The following is a 20,778-nucleotide window of genomic DNA, read 5'->3' as shown; positions in this document are numbered from 1 at the left end:
TAGGATCAGACAGGTATTTTTTGAATTTCTTTCTGGTTGGTTAGGCGGGCCCGATTTATTTGCAGAGAAATATGGTCACCCACGTTTAAGAATGCGCCACATGCCTTTCCCTATCGACCAAGATTTACGGGATCAATGGATGCACTGCATGAATACAGCATTAGACTTAGAGGTAGGAAACCCATTATTAAGAGAAGGATTAAGGCAGTCCCTCGCTCAGCTTGCGACACATATGATTAATCAGGAATAAAACTAAAGTATTAGTTAATTAAAATTACACGGCTATTTTGCGCTAGGTCAAATCCCGCTCTTGAGTAGAGATGCATAATCACTGTTCTAATTGTGTACAGGTGCGATGCGTGTGAAATCTATTCAACATAAAATTTATGCGTTACTGGCAGTGACGGGCGTGCTCGTCTTGATTGCCAGTATCCTTAGTAGCAGCAGTCAACAAAAGACGCTCGCTGAAGAAACAGTCGAAAGTAATATTAAGCTACTGGCAGATAATTACTTTGACTCTATCAATACTATGATGCTGACCGGCACCATGGCAAACCGTGAAATTCTGAGTGATAAAATTCGCAATCATCCAAATATCGAAGATGCGCATATTATCCGCTCCGAGCAAGTTAATAAGCTTTACGGTCCAGGTAATGCAAATCAAGCACCTAACTCTGAGGCTGAGTTTGATGCATTGAACGGGAAAGAAACCTTAGTTATTGAACAGCGCGACGGTAGTCGCATCATGACTTATTTAAAGCCGATGGTGGCCAAAGAAAGCTATAAAGGAACAAATTGCTTGGGTTGTCATCAGGCAAAGGAAGGCGATGTGCTCGGTGTTGTGCGGATCAGCTACTCTTTGGATGATATTGATAATACGGTACAGACTAATACTTGGTTTAGCACTGCGCTTCTCTCTGCTATCTTTATTACCACCTTTGTGATTTTAGGCGTACTTTTTAGGAAGCTCTTTATAGTACGACTAAAAACGCTAGGCCGAACCATGCGCCTCGCAACGACGAATAAAGACCTATCATTACGAATAGACGACCAAGTCGATGACGAGCTTGGACGCTTGGCGATTAACTTCAATAAAATGATGGATAGCTTTAAAGACAATATTGCGCAGTTATCCAACTCTTCGAAAATACTTATTCACTCAGCAGAATCTATATATGCTTCAGCGGAAACCACTGAGCTTGCCATTCAAGAGCAAAAACAAGGGACGGACTCTGTTGCAGCCGCGATTAATGAGCTTGAAAGCTCTTCAAGTGAAGTAAAAAATACCACCCACTTTGCATCAGAAAAGTCGGATAGCAGCAATCACCTCGCAGAGGAAAGCATGGCTGTTGCTAATCATACTGAGCAAAGTATCAACCAATTAGCACAAGATGTAAGGCAAGCTGCAGAACAAGTTTCTCAGCTTCAAGCACAAACTCTTGAAGTGGGTAAAGTACTCGAAGTGATCAGTAGTATCGCGGAGCAAACCAATCTCTTAGCGCTCAATGCAGCAATAGAAGCCGCGCGCGCCGGGGAAGCAGGAAGAGGGTTTGCGGTTGTTGCGGACGAAGTCAGAACACTTGCGACACGAACACATGACTCAACCGATGAAATCAAACGTACTATTGATAAGCTACAGTCCGAGGCACAACAAACCGTGGCAGCAATGAGTGCTTCTTGCGAAGAAGCAGATGACCGCGCACATCAGGTCAAGAAAGTGGCACAAGCGCTTAAAGACATCTCGACACAGATGCACGAAATTAATGCCTTAAACCTGCAAATTGCCGATGCCACTGAGCAGCAAAACTTGGCCGCTGAAGAAATCAATCGTAGCGTAGTCGCGATTAGCGATAATGCTGAGCGCTCACTAGTTGATGCCCACGGCTCTAAACAGATCAGTGAGGAGTTACTCGCCCTTGCGCGCGATTTGGATGAGCAAGTGCGCGGATTTAAATTAAACTAAGTGAACCGCTAAAAGTAAAAAGGAGCCGAGGCTCCTTTTTACTCTATTACATCGCCAACCAATTCTTTGGCGTAAGATAATTATACAGCTCAGCTTCTTTCGATCCTGGATCTGGCTGGAAGTCATACTCCCAACGTGCCAATGGTGGCATCGACATTAAAATAGACTCGGTACGTCCACCTGTTTGTAGACCAAACAATGTGCCTCGATCCCATACCAGATTAAATTCAACGTAACGGCCTCGGCGATATAGCTGGAATTGACGCTCTTGTTCGCTATACGGTGTATCTTTGCGTTTTTCAACAATAGGCAGATAAGCATCAAGGAAGCCGTTACCAACAGCTTGCATAAATGCAAAGCTCTTTTCAAAGCCCCATTGGTTTAAGTCATCAAAGAATAAACCACCCACACCTCGAGTCTCATCTCGATGTTTTAAATAGAAATATTCATCACACCACTTTTTGTAGTCACCGTATACCGCGTCACCAAATGGTGCGCACAAATCCTTTGCAACTTGGTGCCAGTGCTTCACATCCTCAAGAACTGGATAAAATGGCGTTAAATCAAAACCACCACCAAACCACCAAATCGGCTCTTCACCTTCTTTCTCAGCAATGAAAAAGCGCACATTGGCGTGACTAGTTGGAATATTGGGATTCTTGGGATGGATCACTAAAGATACCCCACAGGCATGGAAGCTTCTGCCTGCTAACTCTGGACGGTGCGCCGTCGCTGAGGCTGGCATAGAAGCGCCAAAAACATGTGAATAGTTTACCCCGCCTTGCTCAATAACATCGCCATTACGGATCACGCGAGTGCGACCGCCACCACCTTCAGCACGCTCCCAGGCATCTTCAACAAACTGAGCGTTACCATCGGCAGCCTCTAAGCCTTGGCAGATATTATCTTGTAGTTGTAATAAAAAGGCTTTAACGGTCTCTAGGTTTATTTTACTCATGGTACTTTTTATCCTCGGATCACATGGCCAGTCATTGCATTTTTAATGACGCTCGGGGTCGTATTACCGCCTAACTCACCTTCAACATAATAGCCAACTTGTGAGCCAAACTGGCTACGAGCTTCCGACAACGAAGCAACTGGAGTTTGACCCGTTACATTGGCACTGGTAGATACAATCGGCTTACCAAAGCGTTGACATAACTGCTTTGCTATGGGGTGGCTAGTAACTCGAATAGCGATAGTGTCGTGTCCCCCTGTTAACCAATGCGGCGTACTGGCTTTCGCTGGCAATAACCAAGTAATGGCGCCAGGCCATGACGAAAAAATATCAGCGCGCTTATCCATCGGGATTTTATTGTCATCCACGTAGGGCAAACATTGACCATAATTGTCGGCGATTAAGATTAACCCTTTTTCTATGGGTCGAGATTTGATTGTTAGTAACTTAGTGACCGCATCTTGGTTATCAGGATCACAGCCTAAACCATAAATGGCTTCCGTTGGATAACAGATCACTTCGCCAGCTTGAAGTGCTGACTCAGGCGTTGTTATTGTCGCAGTATCCGCTTTATTGTCATTACTCACGGTATTTCCACTATCTTTTGACATGATTTCTGCGGGCATTGTAGCACAGCTTTACCCGCTCGGGTTTTCTCCACCAGCACGGGCCAATGACACTCAGGGCAGGTCTTCTCTACAGGCTTGGCGTTCAAGGTATACTTACAACTTGGATAAGTGTCACAACTATAAAAGTGTTTACCAAACTTATTTTTACGCTGAATTAGGTTGCCTTTTTGGCATTTTGGACACGCTGGCAACGCCGCTGTGGGTGGCGCATCTTCATGACCAATATAGTGGCAATCAGGATACCCCGTACAGCCAATAAACATGCCATAGCGGCCATTTTTTATCACTAAATCTTTGCCGCATTCAGGACAAGCCACATCTTCTAGTACTTTAATTACATGGCTATCATGGTGTGCGAGTGGGCGAATATAAGCACAAGTAGGGTAGCTAGCGCAGCCAATAAATGGACCATTTTTACTGTTTTTGATTACCAGCTCAGAGCCACATTCTGGGCATACTTCATACTCTTTTTCTAATGCATGTTTGTCTGCATTAAATAATGCATGGTCTATTTTACTCATCGCTTTACCACCGCCCCCTTGTGCCAGTATGCGCCTAATATAATAGCCTCGTTTTTAGGGTCAAGGAAATGATGGAAATTCCCCCTTGCAAGTATTTGATATCAGTGTTTTCAACTAAGCAGGAACATTATTTGAAAGGCGGTAAGCTGAGGTCAAAACCTCAACTTACCGAAGGAAACTTGTCATGCTAGAGCAGAGTTAATGAACTACAGATGCAGGCTCGGTAAAAATCAGATCTTCCATCTGCGCATAAGCATGTTCTTTACCCGGCACATTAAATAGCACCATTAGTATCACCCATTTTAAATCATCTAGGCTGATATAGGTTTTATCCAACGCGAATAAGCGATCCATCACCATTTCTCTGGTAGTACTGTCAATCACTCCGACTTGTTCCACAAACATTAAAAAGCCACGGCTCTCAACGTCTAGCATATTGCATTCGCTATCGGTGTAGATCCGTGTCGCATGGTCCGGTTTAGCATTTAAATAGGGGTTTTCGTCACTGTGTTGTAAATCTGCAAGTTGCTCAAGCCAATCAAGTGCTTTGTATATTTCGCCTTGATTAAAGCCGGCGCGAAGGAGTTCATCGGTGAGTTCGTTTTGTTCGACAAAGATTTCTGCCTCACTGTGAATATAGTTCTCAAATAAATACATTAAAATATCAAACATCTTCTTAACCCCTCGCGAGTTTTATGTAGCCGTCGAGTACACGCTCTACTTTATCTTCGAGTTCTAGGTCCAATAGTCTGGCAATCACCTGTTCTACTGGCCACTGGGTCCTTTGCGTTAAAGTGTCAACTGACGTCACCTCAAAGCCAAGGTTTTCTAATACGGGACATTGCTCCTCTTTTTGCTCCCCTATTTCTATACTATATAGACTGTTTTCACAAAAAAAGCTCACTTCTTCCAAAATATCCTCAATATTTTCGGTGAGTTTTGCCCCTTGCTTAATCAGGTAATGACAACCGCTACTTAATCGATTTTTAATTGAGCCAGGGATCGCAAACACTTCTTTATTTTGCTCCAATGCATAGCGTGCGGTGATCAGCGAGCCACTTTTTACTTCGGCTTCAACCAACAAAACACCCAAAGATAAACCCGAGATTATGCGATTGCGCCGCGGAAAATGATTACTATTTGCTTGAGTGTTTGGTAAGAATTCACTCACCACCAAACCATGCTGTACGATGTCTTCATAAAGCCGTTGATGGCGTTTGGGGTAAACAACATCAACACCTGTCCCTAGCACGGCAATGGTTTCTCCTTGAACATCAAGTGCACCTTGGTGCGCTGCGCCATCAATTCCTCTTGCCATACCCGACGTCACCACCAACCCTGAGCGACTTAAGCCCTGTGCAAATTCATGTGCAAGCCCAAGCCCAGTTCTCGTTGAACTGCGACTACCAACAATCGCAATTTGTGGTTGTTTTAATAACGCAATATTCCCTCTGCAAAATAGTACTAAGGGAGGATTACAGATCTCTTTTAGTTGCTCGGGATATTCAGGAGAAAACAAAGATACAACATGAATTTGCTGACGTTGACAATAAGCCAGTATGTGCTCGATACGAGACCAATCTGTGCACGCTAAGTTAGCAGCAACATTTTCTTGCAGCCCAAGCTGACAAAGCTCATCTTGGTTTAATGTGAATAATTGCGCAAGGGGGACTTGATTAAGTAATGCGGTGATGGTTTTGATACCCAGCCCTTGGCACAGGGTTAATGCCAAAGCTTGAGCTAGTTTAGCTTGTTTCATACTCTCTCCTTGAGTTTACTGACTCACTCAAGGAGAAATTCTACCACTTAATTACTGGCAGTTTCCTTGAATGCTTGTACATGATCACCAACGCGGATCGGCTCCGAAGTTTCAACAACCATAGCGTAGCTTAAGTCTTCGTACACTTTAAAGACCATCAGCTCACCGACTTTTTCCTTTGGCATATGCCATACTACGCTGTCGTCATCGTTTTCCTCACCAAACCAAGATCCCATTTCGGTGATCAGTTTGTCGAGTCGTGATGCATCTTCAATATAGCGCGGACCGTGTTGGCTTTCTATAACTGTAGGCGATTGCCTTACGATATCAAGGACATGTCCCTCTTTTAGCTGCGCTTTACTCCCCACATCCAACACCACTACACTCATGGTGCTAAACTCTCTGAGCTTATTATCGCTCGCAATAATACGGCCCAAAGTTTGTTGCTCAGGGCGAGACATAGAAAACTGTGCCGGAAAACTTTGTCCTGTAGATATGGGTAGTACAATATCCCCGGCCCTAACCTCTTGTTTGGCAACTTCTAACTGTAGCTTTGCTGGACGCCCCGCCACGATATCTCCCTGCTCAACCACATGGCCTGAACCAACTAACACGGCTTCCAAGCCAAGTAGCTGTTGGCTGTCTAAGGTACGGTAGCTTTCACCACGACGATAGATGGCATAGTGCCCGCCTTTTACTAAATCAGCTTTAACGTACAAAAGATGACCCGGAGTCGCATTTTTAATATTACGGTTAGCCCCGAGAACAATTGGGCTATTAGAAAATTCCGACTCAGAAAGCGCTTGCTCAAAACGCAAAAAAGGTTCCATGATAGGGAGTGGTAACGTAGGAATGGCAGCCGCTTTTTGGTTAACAATACGCGTATGCGGCGACAGTTTCTTCACACTCTTGTCTAACATCAGCATAGGATTACCATTTTCATCGTAGAGTAGCTTAAGACTATCTCCTGGATAAATTAGATCTGGGTTTTGAATACTAGGGTTCCACTGCCACAATTGCTTCCACTTCCATGGAGAACGTAAGTACATTTTTGAAATATCCCACAAGGTATCGCCTTTTTTCACCACATAACGCTGCGGCGCATCTGCTTTTACAGACAAAGTGTCCGCTTTCACAGAGAAAACTGAGCAGCCAGCGAGTATTAATGCAGCAATCGGATATTTCATGATGGCTTCCTTGTGGTTATTTTTGGTTATTATCCACCAAAACCTGTTAAAGGGGAACTTGAATGGCTAAAATAAGACCATACACTAGCTTACAACAGCTTACACGATAAATTGATTTAGGGTAATCATGGCCATATTAGAAGTTTTAAAGTTCCCAGATGAGCGTTTACGCACTGTCGCACAGCCTGTAGTTGAGGTTAATGACGAAGTACGTCAAATAGTTAAAGACATGCTGGAAACGATGTACGATGAAAACGGTATCGGCCTTGCGGCTACGCAAGTGGATATTCATCAGCGAATCGTCGTTATTGACGTTTCTGAAGAGCGCGATGAACCGCGCGTATTAATCAACCCAGAAATAACCAAACGCGATGGTTCTACTGTGAGTGAAGAAGGCTGCTTGTCAGTGCCATATTCATACGCAAAAGTAGATCGCGCTGAAACCGTCACGGTAAAGGCAACAAACGAACATGGTGAAACGTATGAATTAGACGCAGATGGTTTGCTTGCTGTTTGTATTCAACACGAATTAGACCACTTAGTTGGTAAGCTATTTATCGATTACCTATCGCCACTAAAGCGTGATCGTATTCGTAAGAAGCTTGAAAAAGAAGCTAAGCTCGCTGCAAAGCAAGCTTAACCAATCTCCAACTAACTGACTTTAGGGTATTTCGTGAGTAATCCTTTGCGTATCGTTTTCGCAGGCACGCCTGACTTTGCAGCGCGCCACCTTGACGCACTTATTCAATCACAACATGACGTCGTGGCAGTGTACTGCCCACCCGACCGCCCAGCAGGACGCGGGAAAAAGCTCAAAGCATGTGAAGTAAAAGTGCTAGCACAAGAACACAACCTGCCAGTGCTACAACCGCAATCATTAAAAACACCGGAAGCACAGGCAGAATTAGCTGCGCTTGGCGCCGATGTCATGGTTGTTGTTGCCTACGGGGTATTATTACCAAAAGCCATTTTAGATACTCCACGACTCGGGTGCCTGAATGTTCATGGCTCAATTTTACCGCGATGGCGAGGCGCAGCGCCTATTCAGCGTGCTATTTGGGCTGGCGACAATGAAACTGGCGTAACGATCATGCAAATGGACGAGGGCCTAGATACCGGTGATATGTTGCACATCGCCCGCTGCCCTATTACAGCTACTGATACCAGTGCAGATCTCTACAACAAGCTTGCTGAACTTGGCCCTGACGCGCTTATTGATACGCTAGCACGCTTATCTGCAGGCGAGATCACGCCAGAAAAGCAAGACGATACACTAGCCAATTATGCTAAGAAGCTAAGCAAAGAAGAAGCCGACATTGACTGGCAGATGGAAGCTGCGCAAATTGAACGTAACATCCGCGCATTTAATCCATGGCCGGTTTGCTTTACCAATATGGCAGGTAACAGCGTCAAGATTTGGCAGGCGAAGGTAGTTGACGAACAAGGTGATGCAGGACATGTGCTACGTGCGGACAAGCACGGTATCGTAATTGCCTGTGGCACACAGGCATTGGAAATTCACACCTTACAACCACAAGGTAAAAAGCCCATGTCTGCACAAGACTTTTTGAATGGTCGAGCCGACTGGGTAGCAATTGGTGCTAAGGTTGGTGACGCGTGAGTAATGTACGCGCACTCGCTGCCCAAACCCTATTTCAAGTCGTCGATAAAGGCGCGTCGTTAAGTGCTCAATTACCACTTGCCACCAGCCAGTTAGACGGTAAAGACAAAGCCTTGCTACAGCAAATTTGCTATGGCGTATTAAGATATTTGCCTTCGCTTGAACACTATTGCCAGCAATTACTTGAGCAACCGCTTAAAGGTAAGCGCCGTGTTTTCCAGTTTTTGCTGTATGTGGGTATTTACCAACTACAACATATGCGCGTACCAGCTCATGCTGCAGTAGCCGAAACGGTAAACGCACTTACGCCACTAAGAGCGCCCGGCATGAAAGGCTTAGTTAACGCAATTTTGCGCAGCTTCCAACGTCATCAGGTCGAACTAGAAACCAGTGCAGCCGAAATCCCAGCTTGTTTATACAACCACCCGGGCTGGTTTATCAATCAACTAAAAGCGGCTTACCCAACTCAATGGCAAGCTATTTTAGAAGCGAACCAACAACAAGCACCAATGTGGCTGCGTGTTAACCAATCGCAATTCTCTACTGCCGATTATGCAGCTCTGCTAGACCAAGAAGGGGTAGCCTATCAGCTTCATAGTGAATACCCTGACGGGATCTTGCTTGATAGCCCGATTGACGTTTATACGCTACCACAATTTGCCGCTGGCGCTTGCTCAGTGCAAGATGCAGCCGCCCAAAAAGCCGCGAGATTATTAGCACCACAAACGGGTGAAAATATCCTTGATGCTTGTGCCGCTCCAGGCGGTAAGACTTGTCATATTTTGGAGTTGGCAGACACCAAAGTGACTGCAATTGATGCTGATGGTGATCGCTTGCAACGTGTAGAGCAAAACCTTGAACGGATCGGATTGTCAGCCAAATGCCTTGAGGGCGATGCAAGTGACCCCGAAGCATGGTGGGATGGCGAGCAATATGATCGCATCTTATTGGATGTACCTTGCTCTGCAACAGGTGTTATTAGACGACACCCGGACATCAAATGGCTAAGACGTGCTTCTGATATTGATAACTTGGTGACGTTACAGGCACAAATTATTGATAAAATCTGGCCATTGCTTAAGCCCGGTGGCACACTAGTTTATGCTACCTGCTCGGTACTACCACAAGAGAACCAGCAACAGATCGCACGCTTTCTTTCTGTGACCCCTGATGCGACGCTTGTACCTTTGCATGATGCAGACACACAAACACAACCTGGCTTGCAGCTATTACCCGGATTGAGTGATGGGTTTTACTACGCAAAGTTGACAAAACAATAATAGAAAATCGACCGTAACCAATATGAAAATCATCATCTTAGGCGCCGGCCAAGTCGGCGGGACACTGGCAGAAAACCTCGTCGGTGAAGAAAATGAAATTACCGTTGTCGACATCGATGGCGAGCGCTTAAGAGAGCTGCAAGACAAATACGATCTACAGGGGGTCACTGGCCACAGTGCTCACCCTGAGATCTTACGTCAAGCAGGTGCTGAAGACGCCGACATGATAATCGCCGTAACCAGCTCAGATGAAGTCAATATGATTGCGTGTCAGGTTGCCTATAGTATTTTCAATACGCCGACCAAAATTGCGCGGATCCGCTCTGAGCAATACTTAAAGTACAAAGAAAAGCTGTTTCACAATGACGACTTACCGGTCGATCATTACATCGCACCGGAGCAGCTAGTAACGCAATATATCCGCAGGCTAATAGATTATCCAGGCGCTTTGCAGGTGCTGCAATTTGCCGAGGGCATGCTATCACTCGTGGCGGTTAAGGCTTATTACGGCGGTTTACTCGTTGGCTATGCACTTTCTGCATTAAAAGAGCATATTCCAAACGTCGACACCCGTGTTGCCGCTATTTATCGTCAGGGCAAAGCCATCAAGCCACTCGGCACCACCGTAATTGAAGCCGATGATGAAGTCTTCTTTATCGCCGCAACCAAGCATATTCGTGCGGTCATGAACGAGCTACAAAAGCTCGAGCGCTCTTACAAGAAAATTATGATTGCCGGTGGCGGTAACATAGGTGCGGGATTGGCCAGTTCATTAGACAAGAACCATAGCGTTAAGCTTATTGAACGCAATCAAACTCGTGCCACACAATTGTCTGAAACGCTCGATAATACGGTGGTTTTTTGTGGCGATGCCTCAGACCAAGAACTGCTATCAGAAGAACATATAGAGCAAGTAGATGTGTTCATCGCGGTGACGAACGACGACGAAGCCAACATTATGGCTGCGATGCTTGCAAAACGTATGGGCGTACAAAAGACCATGGCGCTTATTCAACGTGGTGCCTATGTCGACCTCGTGCAAGGTGGCGACATTGATATTGCTATCTCGCCACAGCAAGCGACTATCTCAGCGCTACTCACCCATGTTCGCCGTGGTGATATCGTTAACGTTTATTCATTGCGTAAAGGTGCTGCAGAGGCCATTGAAGCTGTCGCACATGGTGATGAAAACACTTCTAAGGTTGTCGGTCGTGCAATTCGAGATATTAAATTACCACCGGGCGCGACTATTGGTGCAATTGTCCGTGATGAAGATGTACTGATCGCACATGACGATACTATTATTCTCTCTGGTGACCATGTGATCATGTTCCTGATCGACAAAAAGCAAATCGGTGTTGTGGAAAAACTCTTCCAAGTAAGCGCTTTATTCGTTTAAAGCGCCCTAGGTATCTTGTTGATCTTGAAAAATAGACAAATCGATTAGGTAATCTTTTAATACACTACGGATTATGTCCGGAGCTGAGGTTAAGTGAATACCTAAAGAGACGATTTGATCATGGCTCTTTATGCGCCGAATATCGCCCTCTAGCGTGATCTGATTCCCTTCTTTTCCTTCAATGAAAACCTCACATTTCAGCCCCTCTTCCATATGCTCGGCATCAATCGACGTTAAGTCTAGCTGTAAACCAGCAAGTGAAATGTCTTTTATTACCCCAACATCTTTACTGCCATGGCAGTGAAATTTTGCGGGGATTAAGGTTGGCACACGGTTTTGCGAGCGGAGTTTGTAGGTTTGTACCTTTTCGGGTAAATAAAGAAAAATAAGCCGCGCGGGATGGACTGAAACCGCTTTTATTTGCGATTTGAATGCAATGACTTGGCCATCGCCATTCTCGAGTAAAGCTCGGACGATAACCGAAGTCCCTTCCATCACAAAGTCCAGCGCCGCGCCTAATCGCTTAGGGTTGGGATGGTTAAGAATTAAAAATGCCCCTTGGAGCATACCGACGAATTCTGTTTTTACTCTTTTGCTATTTGCCGGTAAACAAATTTCTAAGTCAACAAGACTTCCAGCGCTGATAGCGGTGAGCAAAGTATCCTGCCCAACCTCCTGAGTTTTTAACATGGATCCAACCCTTCCTGAGTTTACTCTACTACTTTTTTATTGTAGCAGTTTTAGCGGAAGGCTATTTAAAACTGAATTCAGATTAATTACAACTCTTCGACTACCAACAATACCTAAAAAGGGGTCAATTACTTTACTAAAAAATGGCTTTTTAGCATTAATGCGCCATCTCTTAGGGTCATCATTCTACTTTGTACTTCAAGTGAACTTTGTGGCAATGCAAGCTCTTCTGCTTCAATAAATAACATCATAGGTTCGCTATTGCGCTTAGCAACAAATAATATACCCGAGACATCACGCTTGAATAAACAGCCCACTCCCTCAGTTTCAAAATCATCGATAATTGCTGGTATCTGGCGCTTTTGCCAGAGCTCATTTTCTGAGATCACTTGAACAACGAAACGCGCACCGCTCTCACAGCCAACTTGATGAAATAAGTCATAGCTCTGGGCACGACCTAATGTAAGCTGATTAAGCTGCAAGTAACCGACTTCATCGATTAAGCTATTCAACTGTATTACGCTTCGTTCTATAAGCTGCATACCTAAACCCTGCTCATGGCTAGCAGCAAATCCCTTTATCACTTTAAATCCTTTATCTGAAAAGCGTGTGGCAAGCAATATCGTCGCCTCCAAGTTAAATCGTTGTAAAAATATTGACACTTGAAAACCCCGAAAATCCGAGTTTTTGAAATTTTTATTAACTTTTTCTTTGCGAAGTTCAAAGATAAGATGACAACTTGTCACTAGAGTGGCAGAAACGAGGTAATGACACTGTCAGTTGTAGGCTCTCAGCAAAGGAGCCCACAACTTAAGCACAGTTACCCACGCCAGAAGGTAGGAGTAAATAAGACTAACAGCGTGAAGATCTCTAAGCGACCAAAGACCATTGCAAGCGTAAGGATCCACTTTGCGGTATCACTAATATCACCATAATGCGCCGCAACGTCTCCCAATCCAGGCCCCAGGTTGTTTAGACAAGCCGCAGTTGCTGAAAACGCAGTAATGTTATCGAGCCCCGTCCCCAGCAATGCAATCATAATTATCACAAACACCAGTGCATAAGCCGAGAAGAACCCCCACACAGCCTCGACCACTTTATCTGGTAGTGCCTTTCGACCCAATTTTATCGAGTATATAGCACGCGGATGCACTAAACGATTAAGCTCACGGATCCCCTGTAAATAGAGCAAGAAGACACGTACAACCTTCATACCACCACCCGTAGAGCCAGCACAGCCTCCAATGAAGCTGGAGAAAATCAAGAGAATAGGTAAAAACAGCGGCCAGGTTGAGAAGCTATCGGTCGCAAAGCCCGCGGTAGTACTAATTGACACAGCCTGAAACATCGCTTGATCTAAGGTCTCATCACCCGTTTCATAGACATTGTTTGACGACAATACCGCAAAACAAATCACCACCAACGCTAACTGGATAAACAGAAAGACTTTAAACTCAGGATCTCGCAAATAGGCTTTAATATTGCGACTCGATACCGCAGCATAATGTAGCGAGAAGTTAATGGCAGCAATCAACAAGAAGACGACACAAATAACATTAATAAATGGATTATCGAAGTAACCCATAGAAGCATCATAGGTTGAGAAGCCGCCGATGGCTATCGTGGCAAACGCATGACAGATCGCATCAAACCAATTCATTCCTGCTATCCAATAAGCCAGCGTACAAGCCGCCGTTAGAGACACATAGATATACCAAAGGTGCTTGGCGGTATCGGCAATACGCGGTGTCATTTTTGAGTCTTTAACTGGACCGGGTGTTTCAGCACGATATAACTGCATGCCACCAACTCCAAGCATAGGAAGAACGGCTACGGCCAATACAATGATCCCCATACCACCAAGCCACTGCAACTGCTGGCGATAGAATAATACCGCTTTAGGTAAATGCTCTATGCCCGTCAAGACCGTAGCCCCTGTCGTTGTCAGCCCAGAAAAAGCTTCAAACACGGCATCTGCTAGAGATAGATTCGGTTTATCTAAGAAAATAAGCGGCAATGATGCAAACGACCCCAGTACCAGCCAGAATAAGACAACGATTAAGAAGCCCTCTCTGGCTTTAAGATCGCCGTTTTCCTTGCGGTTTGGGTAGTACGCAAACAAACCCATTAGCACACTAAAAATGAAAGCTAAAACAAAAGGTACACCACCACCATCTTTGTATATCAAAGATACAATGGCTGGTGGCACCATAGTGATACTAAATAGAGCGACTAACTGCCCGAGTATTTTTATTATGGTACGAAATTGCATTTTGTACGCTGCGCTTTTTGTTATTTAACCAGAGGTTAATTAGTGAATGTAAAGAAGTAGAGCCTACTCCTTGAGTTGCTTAAATAATACAACACCATTGGTTAATTCATAAATAGCATCAATGATTTGTTGTGTTTCACGACTATCTACTGCTATTTGCCAGGTAATATTAGCAGCGTATTCTTTATCTAAATTTAGCACTGTAAACTGACTTTGTAATAGCTGCTCTATCACACCTTGAAGATGGTAATCACTGTGGCCAACAATAATAGAAGCCGGTACCTTTTTAGTCGTGCTTAGCTGTGCTAGCGCGTTATTAAGCGTACCACCATAGGCTCTGACCAATCCCCCAGTGCCGAGCTTAATACCACCGAAATAACGCGTCGTCACCGCAGTGATCTCACCAATCCCTGATCCCATCAGCACATTGAGCATTGGCTTACCAGCCGTCCCGTTAGGCTCGCCATCATCAGAAAACCCTAAAACATGGCTACCACCTGGGGGGCCGGCAATATGGGCCCAACAATTGTGTCTTGCATCAGGATACGCATCATTAATCTGTTTAATAAACGCTTTAGCATCTTCGATGGTTGGCGTGTGAGCCAAATGCACGATAAACGTGCTTTTCTTAATTTCCTCATGATGACTCAGTGATCCACTCGGAATGAAATATTCAGACATAATGTTCCAAACTAAAAGGGAGCCAATCGGCCCCCAAATATACTTGCTTTTAGCGCTAGAAGTCAGCTTACTCGAGACCGAAATCTCGCGTCATATTTTCTAGTCTATCTTCATGCACAATGATGTTATCTTCAATACGGATACCACCGTAAGGCTTCAGTGCATCAATCTTATCCCAATTGATATACTGTTTGTTATCTGTTTGCGCCAAGTCTTCCAACAATGAATCGATGAAGTATAACCCAGGCTCAATAGTGAACACCTGATTAGCCTCTATCTTACGAGTACAACGCAAGAACGGGTGGCCTTCAGGCGGTGCTTGGTGCGTACCGGCTTCATCAGCCATGAATCCGCCCATATCGTGTACCTGTAGACCAATATGGTGACCGAGACCATGAGGGAAGAAAGTAGAAGAAATCCCCTTCTCGACGATGGTCTGAGCATCAAGCTTAACAATACCAAAGTCACTCAACACTTGCGCCACACGATTATGACAATCGATATGCAGCTCACCGTATAGTTTGCCCGGTTGTAATGCTTTGCCCAATTCAATTTGGTGATCGTTCATGACTTTCACCAACTCGGCAAACTCACCTTGTTTAGCAAAATCATAAGTACGGGTAATATCTGACGCATAACCGTTAAAGTTTGCACCGGCATCAATCAAAAATGACAAGTGCTTACTCGGCGCTTTGCGCTCAAAATGGGTATAGTGCAAAATCGCACAATTTTCATTCAAGGCGACAATATTGCCATATGGCGTATCGTTTTCCATATGCTGAGTTGCATTGAGATAAGCTTGTTGAATTTCAAATTCGGAGCCACCAGCAAAGAAGGCATCGCGCGCCACCATGTGGCCAAGCACACCAAGACGGCTTGCTTCACGTAAACATGCCATTTCATACTGAGTTTTATATGCACGATGATAATGCAAGAAGTTCATCACCGGCTCTGGATTTACTTGAGTAAAGCCAAGCGCTTGTGCAACCTCTAAATATTCACCGATATAAGCATAGTTTGCTTTGTCGTATGGCAGTAACTGTTCAACCTGATCTGGCTTAACCAGCAGTTGAATATCAAAATACTCTGCCCAAAAATCTCTTGGCTCGTCAGGCACTTTATGCCAAAAATCAACCGGACGATAAAAAATGAGTTTCGGCTTGTCACTGCCATTGACCACAATCCAGCAATGCGGATTATCGATAACAGGCAACCAAGCTTTAAATTGCGGGTTAACTTTAAACGGATAGTACATATCATCAAGGAATTGACGCTTTGCTTGCCCCGAATGGATCACAAGTCCATCCAGTCCTTCTCTTTCTACTATCGTTCTTGTACGCTGTTGCAACGTGGCAATATGCTCTGCGTATAAATTTGCTAACTTATCCATGGTGTACCCATTTTCAAAAATTCACATACTATCGAGTCTATCATAGCTGCTACCTAAAAACGACGAACTGAGTCTAAGCACCAGCCATGTGCGGTTATTTCACAATTTTCATATCCAAGATACTTGCCAATATGTTGCCATCACGACCAAGACGGGTGTGGTAAACCTGTCGATATGCCATCACATTTTTCACGTAGTCACGTGTTTCTCGGTACGGGATCAGCTCAATCCAAAGTTCAGCAGGCATGGCCTCTGACGGCAGCCAGCGCTTAATTCTATGATAACCCGCGTTGTACGATGCCGTCGCCAAAATCTCATTTCCAGCATTTTTACGCTTCAAATACTCTAAATAACTGGTCCCCAAACGAATGTTTGTGGCCGGATGATAGAGGCGATTTTTTGCCACGCGCTTGCGGTTATTAACATATTTGGCGGTGCTTGGCAGCAGCTGCATTAAACCGTGAGCATCCGCACTCGAGCGTGCATCCGGTGCGAAAGAGCTTTCCCGGCGAGCAATCGCAATGCTCCATGCGATATCGACTCGATTACGCTCACTATATTTAGTGAACAGATCTTTAAATGCCATCGGAAAACGTAAATCAACGTAATCCCAAGCTTTGATCTGTGCAAGAGTAAAAATAGTGCTGTCGTACCAATCAAACTCAGCAGCCAATATGGATGCAGCAAGCTTTTCCTCTTTGCTTGAGGTGTTAGTAAGGTAGTTCCACTCTCGGCGTGCTTGAGTATACCTTCCCAGTTCGTATAAAGCCTTTGCTCGCTTAAAACCAGGCGCATGAGATACTCGTTCTACAATGCTGGGGTCAACATTTAACGGCTCTTCATTTAGTGAGACTGGTAATCCTAAGCGCGCAGCGGCCAAAAAGCCGTAGTAATCACGCTCTTGTGCTAATTGCTGCCAAATCTCGTTAGCCTTAGCCAACTCGCCACGCTTCGCGAGGCTATATGCAAGCCAGTATTGTTGACCATTGCTAAGCTGCTCGTGACCCACAAATAAGGCCGAGATCCCTTCCCAATCTTGCTCTTTCAGCATGTTACTCATCAGCCACTGGAGTAGCTTTTTGTCCTGCAGCGATTTAGGCACTTTATTTAGCCAAAATCTTGCGTCTTCATGGCCTTTAGACGCAAGTGCCAGAGCAAAACGATAAGCAACGCTATCCTTTTGCTGCTGGGTAAAGGTAAACATATCCTGCATCTTCTGCCAGGCACGCAGCGCTAAATCAGGATCACGCCAAACTAGGCGCCTTACACCATATACCGCAATTTCGGCTTCTTTTTCAGTGCGTTTACTAAACCGATAAAGCCCGGCAGCCGCACTCGGATCTTGGCGAACCTTTTTATAAAGCTCGGCAAGATACGCCTCATTTTTTGGTAACAGCTTCTCAAGATAATCTAGCAGTGACGTTTGACCGGATTGCGCAGCACTGGAAATACGCTGCCAGACACGCTCAGGCGTTCTATACCCCGCCTTTTGCCATTGGCTAAAAAGGCTATCACAGGCTTTAGGCTGAGACTTTCCCACCGTCCAAATATCGGCTACCTGATCAAGAATGGCTTTTTTTGGCGCACCTAAGTCCAACTGATACGCCAAATACGTACACTTGAGTTCAGTATCGCTGGTCTCACGATAAAATTCGATGAATCGTGCTTTCTTTTTATGCCGCTTCAAATAATCGAGCCAAGCAGAGCGTACAGGCCATTCTAATGGAGTGTGTTCGTATACCATTAAAAAGTGCTGAATTTCTTGCTGGTACTTGAGCTTAGGATGACGTTCATAAAACGCCTTTTCAACGTACGGCTTAAGTGGGTGATCGAGCTGCGCTGTTGCAGCTTTAAAATTACTATAATTACCAGACCAAGCGACACGCTCAGCCTCTTTAAATTCGTCGTGAGTGCTATCGGCTGCACAGAGCCAGCTCACCATACATAAGCTGCCTGCAGCTAAGCGGGGTAACCAATATGTCATGCAAACCCTTTTTTATCTGCCAAAAGAATACACACCTAAATTGAAATACAGCCAAATTATGCTTATCTAAAGATGGCGCTGAAGACCAAAACTCGGCTTGTCACTTGCGAGCATGCTCATAAATGACACTAAATGCGAGGTGCGTTAAGCCACCATAGCAAACCGACTCAGGTATTTCAGTAAATGTGCGGTAAATTTTTCATTGCAATTTGCCGCCAAAGGATCCACACTGATTGAAATTACAACTCATCGTACCAGTGTAAAGCACGGGAGAACATGTATGTTAATCAAACGCGAGTCCTTTGTAGTTGATTTTTGCAAAGGCAATATCGCTGAGTTTAAGTTTTGCCTACCAGGCTCAGTAAACAAACTATCTCAGCAAGTACTAAAGGAAAGCCACGAAGCGCTTATCGAATTGAGCCAGCGCGACGACATCGACGGCTTAATTTTTACCAGCGACAAAGACCACTTTATTGTTGGCGCTGATATTTTTGAATTCCTTCCGACTTTCCAACGCCCAGAAGAAGAACTTGTTGGTTGGATTAAAACCGCAACCGATGTCTTCGACGCAATAGAAGATTTACCTTTCCCTACACTATCGGCAGTAAATGGCCTTGCGCTTGGCGGTGGTTGCGAGTGGTTGCTCGCCACGGATTACCGTATCGCAACTGACAACGCAAAAATTGGCCTACCAGAAGTTAAACTTGGCATTATGCCGGGCTTTGGTGGTACCGTAAGACTTCCTCGCTTAATCGGCGCTGACAACGCAATGACGTGGATCACCACAGGTCAAGAAAACCGAGCGAATGACGCACTAAAAGTGGGTGCGGTTGACGGTGTAGTAGCTGCTGACAAACTCATGGCTGCCGCTATTCGTACCATGGAGCAAGCCATTGCAGGTAAATTGGATTGGCGCGCGAAACGCCAAATCAAGCTTGACCCATTGAAGATGAATCGTGTTGAACAAGGTATGAGCTTTGGTATGGCCGAAGGCTTAGTCATGGCAAAAACCAAAGGTCATTACCCAGCACCAATGATGGCGGTACAAACGCTTAAAGCGGCAGCTAACCTTAGCCGCAGCGAAGCGATGGCACTCGAAAACCAAAACTTTGCTAAGCTTGCCAAAACGGCAGAAGCCGCAGCGCAAACCGGTATTTTCTTAGCGGATCAATACATCAAAACGGTTGCCAAGAAACAAGCCAAGCAAAGTAAAACCAAGATCAAACAAGCAGCGGTACTTGGTGCTGGTATTATGGGTGGCGGTATCGCTTACCAATCAGCCTACAAAGGTACGCCAATTGTCATGAAAGACATCCAGCAAGGTGCCTTAGACCTTGGTATGGGTGAGGCTGCAAAACTACTTGGTAAAAAAGTACAGCGCGGCCACATGTCAATGGACAAAATGATTGCCACTTTAGGTAAAATCAAAGCAACGCTCAACGATCACGATCTACAAGGCTCAGACATCATCGTAGAAGCCGTTGTTGAAAACCCTAAAATCAAGAAAACGGTATTGGCGAGTTTAGAGTCGCAATTACCAGAAGGTACGATCCTAACTTCAAACACATCGACTATTCGTATTGATGAGTTAGCCACCGCACTTGAGAAGCCAGAAAACTTCTGTGGCATGCACTTCTTTAACCCAGTGCCAAAAATGCCATTGGTAGAAATCATTCGCGGCGAGCAAACATCGGATGAAACCGTTGCCGCAGTGGTAGATTATGCCTTAAAGCTTGGCAAGTCTCCTATCGTTGTTAACGATTGCCCAGGTTTCTTCGTGAACCGTGTTCTATTCCCTTACTTTGCAGGCTTCAGCCAACTTGTTGTAGAAGGTGCTGACTTCGCAAAAGTAGATAAGGTTATGGAAAATGTCTTCGGCTGGCCAATGGGTCCTGCATATCTACTAGACGTAGTGGGTATCGATACGGCAAACCATTGTACCGGCGTAATGGCAGATGGCTTCCCTACTCGCATGGCACGTAAAGACAAAGATCCTGTTGCAGTACTTGCGGGTGCTGAGCGCTTTGGTCAGAAAAACCAAAAAGGCTTCTACCAATACGCACCAGATCGCAAAGGTCGTTTGAAGAAGAGTAAAGACGACAGCGCGCTTGAGCTGCTGAGCGGTATTTGTGACGCACCAACTGAATTTGATAAACAAACGATTATTGAGCGTTGTATGGTGCCAATGATCAACGAAGTGTTACTGTGTCTGCAAGAAAACATTATTGCTTCACCGCAAGAAGCAGACATGGCACTGATCTACGGTATCGGCTTCCCTCCATTCAGAGGTGGTGCATTCCGCTATCTAGACCAGATCGGCCTCGCAAACTTTGTAGCAATGGCTGACAAGTACGCTCATCTTGGTGAAATTTATCAAGTTTCTGAGCAAACTAGACAGTGGGCAGATGAAGGTAAAGTGTTCTATCAAGTGGAGGGCCAGTAAC

The 20,778-nt window shown here is 45.1% G+C and carries 19 protein-coding genes (1 of these 19 running past the window's edge); 7 read left to right on the top strand and 12 right to left on the bottom strand.

Features of this window, described 5'->3' with window-relative positions:
* Together CTT31_RS00140 and CTT31_RS00135 are read left to right on the top strand one after the other, a co-directional pair.
* Positions 1–250, top strand: partial view of a group II truncated hemoglobin gene (locus CTT31_RS00140; RefSeq protein WP_045965327.1) — the 3' portion only. The gene continues 200 nt to the left of window position 1, outside the view; 250 of the gene's 450 nt are visible here — the last part of the coding sequence; the start codon falls outside the window, past its left edge; its stop codon occupies positions 248–250.
* A 105-nt stretch (positions 251–355) separates the two neighbouring features.
* Positions 356–1,963 (top strand): methyl-accepting chemotaxis protein, encoded by a 1,608-nt coding sequence (locus CTT31_RS00135; RefSeq protein ID WP_260491734.1) that lies wholly within the window; start codon positions 356–358, stop codon positions 1,961–1,963.
* A 46-nt stretch (positions 1,964–2,009) separates the two neighbouring features.
* On the opposite strand, the gene hemF is transcribed toward CTT31_RS00135, so the two are convergent.
* From hemF to CTT31_RS00105, 6 genes are all read right to left on the bottom strand, one after another.
* Complete coding sequence (gene hemF / locus CTT31_RS00130) at positions 2,010–2,921, bottom strand: oxygen-dependent coproporphyrinogen oxidase (protein ID WP_045965323.1); 912 nt, start codon at positions 2,919–2,921, stop codon at positions 2,010–2,012.
* Positions 2,922–2,929: 8 nt separating this feature from the next.
* Positions 2,930–3,508 (bottom strand): L-threonylcarbamoyladenylate synthase type 1 TsaC, encoded by a 579-nt coding sequence (gene tsaC, locus CTT31_RS00125; protein WP_045965321.1) that lies wholly within the window; start codon positions 3,506–3,508, stop codon positions 2,930–2,932.
* Positions 3,505–4,071, bottom strand: a complete 567-nt coding sequence (locus CTT31_RS00120) for a DNA topoisomerase family protein (RefSeq protein ID WP_045965319.1) — start codon at positions 4,069–4,071, stop codon at positions 3,505–3,507. The genes tsaC and CTT31_RS00120 overlap by 4 nt, the downstream gene beginning before the upstream one ends.
* Positions 4,072–4,269: 198 nt before the next feature.
* Positions 4,270–4,743 carry a DUF494 family protein gene (locus CTT31_RS00115; protein ID WP_010376797.1) on the bottom strand — a complete coding sequence of 158 codons (474 nt, stop codon included), beginning with the start codon at positions 4,741–4,743 and terminating at the stop codon, positions 4,270–4,272.
* A 4-nt stretch (positions 4,744–4,747) separates the two neighbouring features.
* Positions 4,748–5,830, bottom strand: a complete 1,083-nt coding sequence (gene dprA / locus CTT31_RS00110) for a DNA-processing protein DprA (protein WP_045965318.1) — start codon at positions 5,828–5,830, stop codon at positions 4,748–4,750.
* A gap of 47 nt (positions 5,831–5,877) precedes the next feature.
* Positions 5,878–7,017: a LysM peptidoglycan-binding domain-containing protein gene (locus CTT31_RS00105; RefSeq protein ID WP_260491733.1), complete on the bottom strand. Its 1,140-nt coding sequence runs from the start codon at positions 7,015–7,017 to the stop codon at positions 5,878–5,880.
* Positions 7,018–7,144: 127 nt separating this feature from the next.
* Here CTT31_RS00105 and def point away from each other — a divergent pair, with 127 nt between their 5' ends.
* Genes def through trkA form a run of 4 tightly spaced genes read left to right on the top strand, consistent with a single transcriptional unit; the run spans position 7,145 to position 11,317 of the window.
* The gene (def, locus tag CTT31_RS00100; protein ID WP_069021921.1) at positions 7,145–7,657 is read left to right on the top strand and encodes a peptide deformylase; all 513 of its coding nucleotides are present in this window, start codon (positions 7,145–7,147) and stop codon (positions 7,655–7,657) included.
* Between the two features lie 33 nt (positions 7,658–7,690).
* A complete protein-coding gene (gene fmt / locus CTT31_RS00095) occupies positions 7,691–8,638 on the top strand; it encodes a methionyl-tRNA formyltransferase (protein WP_045988483.1) in 948 nt (315 codons plus the stop codon).
* On the top strand, positions 8,635–9,918 hold the full coding sequence (gene rsmB, locus CTT31_RS00090) for a 16S rRNA (cytosine(967)-C(5))-methyltransferase RsmB (RefSeq protein WP_260491732.1): 1,284 nt from the start codon (positions 8,635–8,637) through the stop codon (positions 9,916–9,918). The genes fmt and rsmB overlap by 4 nt, the downstream gene beginning before the upstream one ends.
* Before the next feature lie 22 nt (positions 9,919–9,940).
* Positions 9,941–11,317: a Trk system potassium transporter TrkA gene (trkA, locus tag CTT31_RS00085; protein WP_211858943.1), complete on the top strand. Its 1,377-nt coding sequence runs from the start codon at positions 9,941–9,943 to the stop codon at positions 11,315–11,317.
* A gap of 6 nt (positions 11,318–11,323) precedes the next feature.
* Here the strand turns inward: trkA and CTT31_RS00080 are convergent, their stop codons facing one another.
* The 6 genes from CTT31_RS00080 to CTT31_RS00055 all read right to left on the bottom strand — a co-directional run bounded on the left by CTT31_RS00080 (position 11,324) and on the right by CTT31_RS00055 (position 18,334).
* Positions 11,324–12,007, bottom strand: coding sequence for a flagellar brake protein (locus CTT31_RS00080; RefSeq protein WP_260491731.1), 684 nt, complete (start codon positions 12,005–12,007; stop codon positions 11,324–11,326).
* Between the two features lie 128 nt (positions 12,008–12,135).
* A complete protein-coding gene (locus CTT31_RS00075) occupies positions 12,136–12,669 on the bottom strand; it encodes a hypothetical protein (protein ID WP_239360173.1) in 534 nt (177 codons plus the stop codon).
* 158 nt (positions 12,670–12,827) lie between these two features.
* Positions 12,828–14,279: a TrkH family potassium uptake protein gene (locus CTT31_RS00070; RefSeq protein ID WP_010376815.1), complete on the bottom strand. Its 1,452-nt coding sequence runs from the start codon at positions 14,277–14,279 to the stop codon at positions 12,828–12,830.
* 63 nt (positions 14,280–14,342) lie between these two features.
* Positions 14,343–14,960, bottom strand: coding sequence for a YigZ family protein (locus tag CTT31_RS00065; RefSeq protein WP_211858942.1), 618 nt, complete (start codon positions 14,958–14,960; stop codon positions 14,343–14,345).
* Between the two features lie 67 nt (positions 14,961–15,027).
* The gene (gene pepQ, locus CTT31_RS00060) at positions 15,028–16,350 is read right to left on the bottom strand and encodes a Xaa-Pro dipeptidase (protein WP_260491730.1); all 1,323 of its coding nucleotides are present in this window, start codon (positions 16,348–16,350) and stop codon (positions 15,028–15,030) included.
* A gap of 94 nt (positions 16,351–16,444) precedes the next feature.
* Positions 16,445–18,334, bottom strand: coding sequence for a transglycosylase SLT domain-containing protein (locus CTT31_RS00055; RefSeq protein ID WP_260491729.1), 1,890 nt, complete (start codon positions 18,332–18,334; stop codon positions 16,445–16,447).
* 280 nt (positions 18,335–18,614) lie between these two features.
* On the opposite strand from CTT31_RS00055, the gene fadB reads away from it, so the two are divergent.
* A complete protein-coding gene (gene fadB, locus CTT31_RS00050; protein WP_260491728.1) occupies positions 18,615–20,777 on the top strand; it encodes a fatty acid oxidation complex subunit alpha FadB in 2,163 nt (720 codons plus the stop codon).
* Position 20,778: the final 1 nt, after the last annotated feature.

Origin of the sequence: Pseudoalteromonas maricaloris, assembly GCF_024746855.1 — a bacterium.
In the GTDB taxonomy this organism is placed as follows: Bacteria; Pseudomonadota; Gammaproteobacteria; order Enterobacterales; family Alteromonadaceae; genus Pseudoalteromonas; species Pseudoalteromonas maricaloris.
Note: the sequence above shows the minus strand (reverse complement) of the source record. Positions and strands in the feature narration are given on the sequence as shown.

Bases quoted from the DNA above. Each gene is read 5' to 3' on its own strand.
- CTT31_RS00135 (WP_260491734.1), top strand. From the start codon at position 356: ATGCGTGTGAAATCTATTCAACATAAAATTTATGCGTTACTGGCAGTG.
- hemF (WP_045965323.1), bottom strand. From the start codon at position 2,921: ATGAGTAAAATAAACCTAGAGACCGTTAAAGCCTTTTTATTACAACTA.
- CTT31_RS00120 (WP_045965319.1), bottom strand. From the start codon at position 4,071: ATGAGTAAAATAGACCATGCATTATTTAATGCAGACAAACATGCATTA.
- CTT31_RS00115 (WP_010376797.1), bottom strand. From the start codon at position 4,743: ATGTTTGATATTTTAATGTATTTATTTGAGAACTATATTCACAGTGAG.
- dprA (WP_045965318.1), bottom strand. From the start codon at position 5,830: ATGAAACAAGCTAAACTAGCTCAAGCTTTGGCATTAACCCTGTGCCAA.
- CTT31_RS00105 (WP_260491733.1), bottom strand. From the start codon at position 7,017: ATGAAATATCCGATTGCTGCATTAATACTCGCTGGCTGCTCAGTTTTC.
- def (WP_069021921.1), top strand. From the start codon at position 7,145: ATGGCCATATTAGAAGTTTTAAAGTTCCCAGATGAGCGTTTACGCACT.
- trkA (WP_211858943.1), top strand. From the start codon at position 9,941: ATGAAAATCATCATCTTAGGCGCCGGCCAAGTCGGCGGGACACTGGCA.
- CTT31_RS00080 (WP_260491731.1), bottom strand. From the start codon at position 12,007: ATGTTAAAAACTCAGGAGGTTGGGCAGGATACTTTGCTCACCGCTATC.
- CTT31_RS00070 (WP_010376815.1), bottom strand. From the start codon at position 14,279: ATGCAATTTCGTACCATAATAAAAATACTCGGGCAGTTAGTCGCTCTA.
- CTT31_RS00065 (WP_211858942.1), bottom strand. From the start codon at position 14,960: ATGTCTGAATATTTCATTCCGAGTGGATCACTGAGTCATCATGAGGAA.
- pepQ (WP_260491730.1), bottom strand. From the start codon at position 16,350: ATGGATAAGTTAGCAAATTTATACGCAGAGCATATTGCCACGTTGCAA.
- CTT31_RS00055 (WP_260491729.1), bottom strand. From the start codon at position 18,334: ATGACATATTGGTTACCCCGCTTAGCTGCAGGCAGCTTATGTATGGTG.
- fadB (WP_260491728.1), top strand. From the start codon at position 18,615: ATGTTAATCAAACGCGAGTCCTTTGTAGTTGATTTTTGCAAAGGCAAT.